Origin of the sequence: Amycolatopsis sp. NPDC059235 (assembly GCF_042754125.1) — a bacterium.
GTDB classification, from domain to species: Bacteria; Actinomycetota; Actinomycetes; order Mycobacteriales; family Pseudonocardiaceae; genus Amycolatopsis; species Amycolatopsis albidoflava.
Genome location: NZ_JBHZAG010000175.1, coordinates 1 through 7,383 on the forward strand (window position 1 = coordinate 1; position 7,383 = coordinate 7,383).

Below are 7,383 nucleotides of genomic sequence, written 5' to 3' on the forward strand. Positions count from 1 at the left end.
AGGTGCGGGTCTCGCAGCCTGCCGATGGCTGCTGGTGATGGGGTGAATTGGCTCTGGTCGACCTTGAGGCCTAAGTCGGTGTTCGCATGGCGGCGAGATGCACGACGGACTCCGCCGCGATCGACATCGTTGGTGTCTTTGGCACGACAGCCGGGGCGTCGCATAGCCGGCTCAACAGTCAGCCGTCGCTGGCAGCCAAGCCCGTCGCGCACCGAATTCATCCGCGCCGCGCGGGCACGGATAAGCTCGGTGCGGTCGGTGTTGGGGTCTTCTTGCCAGCCATGCGGCCTGCTGCGGTCACGGGCTCGCGGCAGGGGCCGATCCGCCGCGGATTGCCTTGGCAGCTGGATCCGCAGTCGCCGGTTCCTGTTCCCGTTTTCGGCGCCGGAGTCGCAACACCGGACCCGGATCGGGCCTGAGGGAGGCTCCTATGACGTTTCGAGGGCGACGGGTCTCGAGTTGCAGGCCTGCCTGAGCGAGGTGGTGGGCCGAAGCTGCGGCGGATCGCCGGAGCCGACCTTGAGTCTCGTCAGGACGATGCTGCAGACGGCTCGGTTGAACTGAAGCGTCCCGGAGCGGCTCAGCCGATGGCGGGCTGCCTTCCAGAGGCCGAGGGAATCGGTGCGGTGCCGGCCAGCATGGCGAGCGCGGAGTTGTGAGGCATCGGTCGACGTGCGACCACGCGGCGGGGGACTGGGATCTGCTCAAGGAAGGTCGACCGAGCTCACTGCGGATTGACGCACGTGAATCGTCGGGGCAGGAACGGCAGCGCGCCGTCGGCCAGCGTGCGGCACGCTGAGAGCTGACGCCGATCGCCGCGTCGCCAGCCTTTTCCCGAACCCGCAAGGCGGCCAGATCCGCCTCCTGCTCGGGGCCGTCCACCGTCATCGCCGCGAACCGCGGCACCCGCTCGCCGATGCCCTGCGATCGCCGCGCCGGATATCATGATCGTCGGCTCCGCGTCTGCTCGCGCGACATATCGGCCAGCGCACGTTCCGTGCTCACCGCCAGTGCCGAATTTCATCGGCGGCACGTCCCGGCGATGTCGCTGACCTCCAGCGGTTCATGACTCCGATCGCCACGAGCCGCCCAGCACCGTCGCGTCCGCCGGCGGGGCCAGACTTGCCCCCCGCCGGTACGAATCCGAGCCGGAATCACGAACTGGTACCGGGTCCTGGACGAACCGGTCAACGGCAGCACGCTCGTTGCGTCTCGCCTTGAGGTGAAGCGCGAACCTGCGGTGCGGCAGCGAAACGATGGTGCGGGCTACCGATAGATCACGTGATTCTTGGTTCCGTCGGAATTGGTGATGTCCGTGCCCGGACCGTCGGACCCGGAAGTGTCTGCCGGCGGCGGGGGCGGAGTAGAGGCAGGCGGAGGCGGTGGGGGAGGCGAAGCAGGCGGCGGAGGCGCAGCGGGCGGCGGCGGGGCGGGAGCGGCCCCCGGCAGCGGGACCATCGCGAACGGCGCGGCGGGCAGCCCGGGCGGCGTGAAGGTCAGCCCGCCCATATCGCTGCCTACCTGATTCTCCAGGTCCGACACCGCGCTCTTGATCTGGTCGGCGTTGGACCCGTCCAGGCTGTCGAACGTGCTGACCAGATTGTTCAGGAACGATCCCATGTCCTTCAACGCGATCTGCATGCGCGCCGCATGCGCCACGATCGCCGTCATCCGGTCGTTGACTAGCTTTTCCAGCCACTTCGCCAGATCGAACACTCCCGCGTCCGGACAGCCCCCCGACAACGCCTCGAACGCACTCGTGTCCGACAAGATGTTCGCGAGATTGTCCGCGGACTTCGTCACTGCTTCTTTGTTGTACTGTGTCGTCACCTCAACCCTCCTCCTTTGCGTTTGCGCTTCGTTCGCACCGTCTGCGATCCAATGCGAGCCCTTCAGCAGCTGAGTCGTCGGCCAGGGTGCGCGGGCCGACGACGCTCGGACAGAACTGGTGCTGCGAGCCGACGCGGCCGTCTGCCATCGCTGGCGACCTAGGCAGCCCGCTCCTTGGTTCCTCGAAAGCCGGGATGTCGTCCCAGCTTGCCGCCGGTGCGCTCGGGCCTGGAGTGTGCTGAGACATTAACCACCGATACCCGCCCTTCCTGCCGGAAACAACCAATGGGGACAATCGAGTCGATGGCTGGCCGATTTTAGAGCGGTCATCGGCACTCGCGTCGCTAGTCCGCACTGCCTCTGAGGGGCTAGAGGGATTCCCCTCGGGAGGCATCGCTCCACACCGCCGCGATCGGGCGAGGCGGTCCGCCGACACGCCCGCTCACGGGCGGCCGTCACCCTCCGCCGCCGGTTGCCCAGTGCTGGCGACCTCGCCGCACCGCGGTGACTATGTGCGAGTCCGGTAAGCGTGGTTTCGGCAAGTTGATTTGGCTCCGGTGCGGCATTCTGAAGTGGCCCCGGCGTCTGGGTTGCGGGATCGGACGGCATCCTGATCTGGCCCCACTTGGGTTGGCGGTGAGCTGGTCGGCACTCTGATTTGACCCCACCTCGGCGCATTGTTTCCGCTGGTCAAGCGGTGGGCGGTGTCAGCTGGCCCGGGTGCTGCGGCGGCGTTTGGTGGTGCGCAGCCGGAAGGATTCGGTGCCGGTTTCGATGATGGACGCGTCGAACGTCAAGCGATCGACGATCGCGGCGCAGAGCCGGGGATCGGTGAAGGTGCGAGCCCATTCGCTGAACGCGGAGTTGCTCGCGATGGCGATGCTGGAGCGTTCTTCCCGCTCGGTGAAGACCTGGAACAGCAGTTCCGCGCCGCGCCGGTCCAGCTCCAAATACCCCAGCTCGTCAAGACACAAGAGGTCGACGCGGCCGTAGCGGGCGATCGTCTTGGACAGGTGTTTGTCGTCGGCGGCCTCGACCAGTTCGTTGACCAGCGCGGCGGCGGTGACGTAGCGGACCCGGAACCCGGCCTCGGCCGCGGCGGTGCCCAGCCCGATCAGCAGATGGGACTTGCCGGTGCCGGAGTCCCCGATCAGGCAGACCGGCTGCCCCGCGCGGATCCAGGCTCCCTTGGCGAGGGTGTGGACGAGCGCGGGCGGGACGTTCGGGTTCGCGGCGAAGTCGAAGTCCTCCAGGCGTTTCGCGCGCGGGAACGCGGCCTGTTTGACCAGGCGGGCTTTGCGGCGGACCTCGCGGTCCTCGCACTCGATGAACAGCAGCTCCGAGAGGAAGGTCTTGTAGGTGGCCTGCTGCCGGGCCGCGGCAGCGGCCTGGTCGCCGAACCGGTCGCGGATCGTGGGCAGCCGCAGGATCCGGCAGGCCTGCTCGATCGCGGCGTCGGCGGCTTCCTCGGTGAGCTGGTCCCGGCCGCGGGCGGTGGTGCGGGTCATGACGCGGTTCCCTTCCTCGGAGTGTTGCGCAGCAGCTGGTCGTAGGCGGCGACCGACGGCGCCGGCCGGGAGTCCGGCGGCAGCTCGGCGTCGCGGCGGCGCTCGGGCAGCGACACGACCTTGCTGCGGCTGCGCCGCGGCCTCGGCGGCCCGGCGTCGGCATCGCCGGCGGTGTTTTCGGCGGCTGCGGCGTGCTTGCGGGCCTCGATCGCGACCACGTCCGGCGAGACCGACCCGGCTTCCAGCGCGGTGCGGATCCCGGCGATCACGTGCGCATGGCTCATCCGCCGGTGCAGCAGCAGGACCTCGATCAGCAGCCGGGTCCCGGCCTGGTCGCCGTGCTTGGCCCGCGCGGCGGCCCAGAACGCGTCGTGGGCGGCGGTGAACCAGCCCTTCTTCCGCGCGTGGACCAGCGCGGTCGCCCCGCGCAGCGCGCCGGGTTTGCCGGCCAGGACCTCCAGGTAGTGGTCGAGCACCAGGCGCTGGCCGCCCTTGGTCGTCAGCCGCGGATGCCGCGCGACCTCGACGGCCCCGTGCAGGACGACCAGTTCCTCGGCATCGAGCCTGGCCCGGACCGTCTGCCCGATCAGCCGGGCCGGGACCGAGTAGAGCGCCTGGCGGACGGTGATCCTGGCGTAGCGGTCGACCCGCGGCGTCGTGGTCAGCGCGATGTCGAACTCGTCGGTCGGCAACGCCGCCAGCAACGGCGCCTCGAGAGCGAAGTCCTGCCCGATCGTGGCTGCCCGCCCGTCGACGTGGCGCGCGTCCTCGGCCAGGTCCGCCGCGGCGAGCCGCTCGTTGATCCCGGCCAGGCCCGAGATGTCGGCGATCCTCGGGACCGGAACGAACCAGCGCCGACGGAACCGGCCGCCCTCGCCCTCGACACCGCCCTTCTCGTGAGCGCCTTCTTTGCCTGGCATGCAATAGAAACTCGTGATCCCGTAGGCGGACTTGAACAACACCCACCGCTCGGTCTCGACCCTCGACCGTACAAAACAGACCCGACGCACCGCCGAAGACAGGTTGTCGTAACGGATCTCGCCGGCCGGGACACCGCCCAGCTCGGCGAACGCGGCGACATGCCCGGCGAAGAACGCCTCCTGCCCCTGCGAGGAATAGACCCGGTGGATTGCCTTGCCGGAGAACGACATCCGCAGCGTGAACAGGAAACACTTCGTGTCGACGCCGCCGACGTCGACCCAGACCTCGGCGAAGTCGACCTCGGCGTCCTGCCCCGGAAGATGCGTCTGCGGAACAAACCCGTCCATCACACTCGCGCGGCCGCGGGCCTCCAGCGCGATCTCCGGACGCCGCTTCGCGACATACTGCGACACCGTGCGATAGGCGATCGTCGCGTCGTGCTCGTCGACCAGCCGTTCCCAGACCCGGTGCGCGGTATGCCGCTGCTTGCGCGGCGCGTCCAGATCCGCCCGCAGCATCTCGTCCATCGCCCCGCGCAACGGCCCCGTCACCGGCGACGACCGGACCGGCGTCTTCCGCGGCGGCGGCACCGCCGACCCCAGAGCCTGCCGCACCGTGCGGCGATGCACCCCGTGCCGCTCGGCCAGCGCCCGAACCGAAAGCCCTTCCACCCGGGCATCACGGCGAATCAGCGCGAACAACTCCACCCTGGACACCATCCCGGCTCCCACACGGACGGCCCCTCCCCGGCACTGTCCGCCCGGAAACCTCCGCTCGACCGGCCGACTCGCACACCACGAGCCCGAATTCCCCCGATCGGTGGGGCCTGCACACAATGCCGAACCGGGGCCAGATCACGATGCCACGGCCAGGTAAGCGTCTCGTCAAGGTTGTCGAACTCGTGGCCGACCAACGTCCAGATGGCTTCCGCTGCCTGGGAAGTCGTGCGGCACCACGGGGCGGATGCGTTGATGGCCGTGCAGCCCCGAATGCGCGAGCTTCGGCGAGACAATGAGCCCGTGCCTCGGCTGCGACGCCCAAGGCTCGCGCCGAACCGCGCGCTCCAGGCCGCGGTCCAACGATCCTTGCCGCCAGGAGCTACGGCGGCTGACCGCGACTGCCGGGGTTCCGCGAAGCGATCGAGTATCGAACAGCTGCCCAGGCTTCCTTCGGGCGATCAGTGTTTGACGCCATCGATTTTGCCTGCGCGCAGACCGCAAGCGAGAGGAGGTCGGCTCGCGTGCGCAGCGACACGTTGGCGGCGGAGTGGTTGATCCCTGAGAGTCACAGGAGGGTGTGGCCCGTGCCGAGGGGCTGCCGCAGACGCATCGTCACGTTCATTTGCCGGCAAGCATGACGCGCACAGAACTGCAGCGCCTATTGTCCGTCTTTCTGGATATATTCGATTACTCCAGTTTCCTCGATAATCGCATCGATCTCGTCGATGAGGGTGTCAAAGCCTTCGTTCTTCTCCTTGCGAGACACAGCCGTATCAGCCTCGCTCGTCGGCTCCGGCTCGTCGTCATCGCGTTCATGGCGTGTTTTGTGCTGCGACATGGCCGCTCCTCCACTATTGACGGGGCTGAAAATTATTGTTCGGACCGTTCGGGGCCAGGGTCAAGTCATCCGTCTTGACGAGGGTTTCGACGATTCCTAGCAACCAGGCCTGCAGCCTGGCCGGAGCGACGGAACTCGCAGTTGAGGTTGGCAAGCTAGCAGCGGCAAGCCGCGCCGCGACAGCGATGCAGAGTTCCTGCAGGGGCCATATCCACGTCATCCGGTTCGGCTCACCGCAAATCTCGATTACGCCGCCACGCGCGGGCAGATCCCCCAGCAATGTCGCAATAGAACGCCTCGCTCGCTGGAGTCGCGGATTGACGTCGCCGTCGACATTCGTGAACACAGCGGCAAGTACGGGGTCGTCACGACGTCCGGAAAGTGCCCTGTCAACCCGGTCTCGGTAGTCAGTGAGGTGCTTTCGCAACCAGTGGATTTGGCGAGGACTAAAAACCCTGATGATGCTATCGCCGCAGCGATCCAAGCAGATCATCCGGCGTTGCACTCCTTAAGGGCAGGCCGATTCCGCGAAAGCGCTCAGTCCGATCAGGGCGGACGTGGTCCACGTTGGCAGCAACGCGGCCGATTGTCGCTCAGCCAAGTTCGATTCTGCCTGAACAGGCCGAAAAGTTTGGACGTCTGTCATCGTTGACCAACCATTCAGCGGCGCGCCGGGCCGGCTATGCCGAACTCGTCGACCTGTGCAAATGCCTGCTGTGGCTGCTGAGAGGAGGGCGTCATGCGCGAGCAAGTCGACTACGGCGACGACCGACCAGACCGTTCTCGAGCTTCCCCTCGCCGTCCGGACGAGCTCGACTGATCTCGCACCACCTCCGCTACTCACTACAGAAATGCCGTGGGAACGACACTCAAGCACAGATGTCACCCGATGAGACTCCGAAAAGATGCAGGTTAAACAAGCTCAATGTGTCAAAGTCGGCGAGACCCTGCGTCGCGACGGCTCTTCGCTCCTGATCGCCAGCAGGGCGGCGGGATCAGCAGCAAGCCGCTATCCGGCGGCGAGGCCGTAGCCGAACAGCCGGGTCCAGGCCGGATCGGCAGCAGCTTGCCGCTGGGCCTAGTCGCGATCAACTGAGGCCGCGAGGCTCCGGCCATGCTGGTTGAGCTTCGCGAGTCCATGATCAATGGCATTGGTGCCGATTGCGGCCTGCGGGAAGCGCGCTGGATGTCGTGGTTCCCGGACGGAGTCCAGCACCCAAGGGCCGGGTCTTCCTGCCTGGCGACGCACTGCACGCATTCGCCGATTGGCGCGAAGGGTTGAACCTGGGCATTCAGGGCCCGGTAAACTTGGCTGGGAGTTCGCGACCGTTTCGCACGGTACCCAACAGTCTTGCTTGATGTCTATCGCAGGGAGCGCCGTCCGCTTGGCGATCGGGTGCCTCGATTCGCCAAGGCACAGACCGCCCTGACCAAGCCCGGAAGCCAGAACCCGCTGTGCCTGAGGTGAGCTTGCGCCTCTGCGGGATTCTCCGTGGGCTCGACCTGCGTTACCCGTCGGGAGGAGTCACCTCTCGTAGGCATGGCGCATACCGAATCTCACCCTCGC

At 67.2% G+C, this 7,383-nt stretch carries 4 protein-coding genes; all 4 read right to left on the reverse strand.

The annotated features are described in order from the left end of the window. Nucleotides 1-1,266: 1,266 nt before the first annotated feature. The 4 genes from ACFXI3_RS46785 to ACFXI3_RS46800 all read right to left on the reverse strand — a co-directional run bounded on the left by ACFXI3_RS46785 (nucleotide 1,267) and on the right by ACFXI3_RS46800 (nucleotide 5,852). On the reverse strand, nucleotides 1,267-1,830 hold the full coding sequence (locus tag ACFXI3_RS46785) for a hypothetical protein (RefSeq protein ID WP_378408663.1): 564 nt from the start codon (nucleotides 1,828-1,830) through the stop codon (nucleotides 1,267-1,269). A 707-nt stretch (nucleotides 1,831-2,537) separates the two neighbouring features. Continuing rightward, complete coding sequence (gene istB / locus ACFXI3_RS46790) at nucleotides 2,538-3,338, reverse strand: IS21-like element helper ATPase IstB (RefSeq protein ID WP_378408665.1); 801 nt, start codon at nucleotides 3,336-3,338, stop codon at nucleotides 2,538-2,540. Then, a complete protein-coding gene (gene istA / locus ACFXI3_RS46795; protein WP_378408667.1) occupies nucleotides 3,335-4,978 on the reverse strand; it encodes an IS21 family transposase in 1,644 nt (547 codons plus the stop codon). Before istA ends, istB begins: the two co-directional genes overlap by 4 nt. A 658-nt stretch (nucleotides 4,979-5,636) precedes the next feature. Beyond that, nucleotides 5,637-5,852 carry a ubiquitin-like protein Pup gene (locus tag ACFXI3_RS46800; RefSeq protein ID WP_378408669.1) on the reverse strand — a complete coding sequence of 72 codons (216 nt, stop codon included), beginning with the start codon at nucleotides 5,850-5,852 and terminating at the stop codon, nucleotides 5,637-5,639. Nucleotides 5,853-7,383 lie beyond the last annotated feature (1,531 nt).

Coding starts and splice junctions, on each gene's coding strand:
- istB (WP_378408665.1), bottom strand. CDS start 3,338: ATGACCCGCACCACCGCCCGCGGCCGGGACCAGCTCACCGAGGAAGCC.
- istA (WP_378408667.1), bottom strand. CDS start 4,978: ATGGTGTCCAGGGTGGAGTTGTTCGCGCTGATTCGCCGTGATGCCCGG.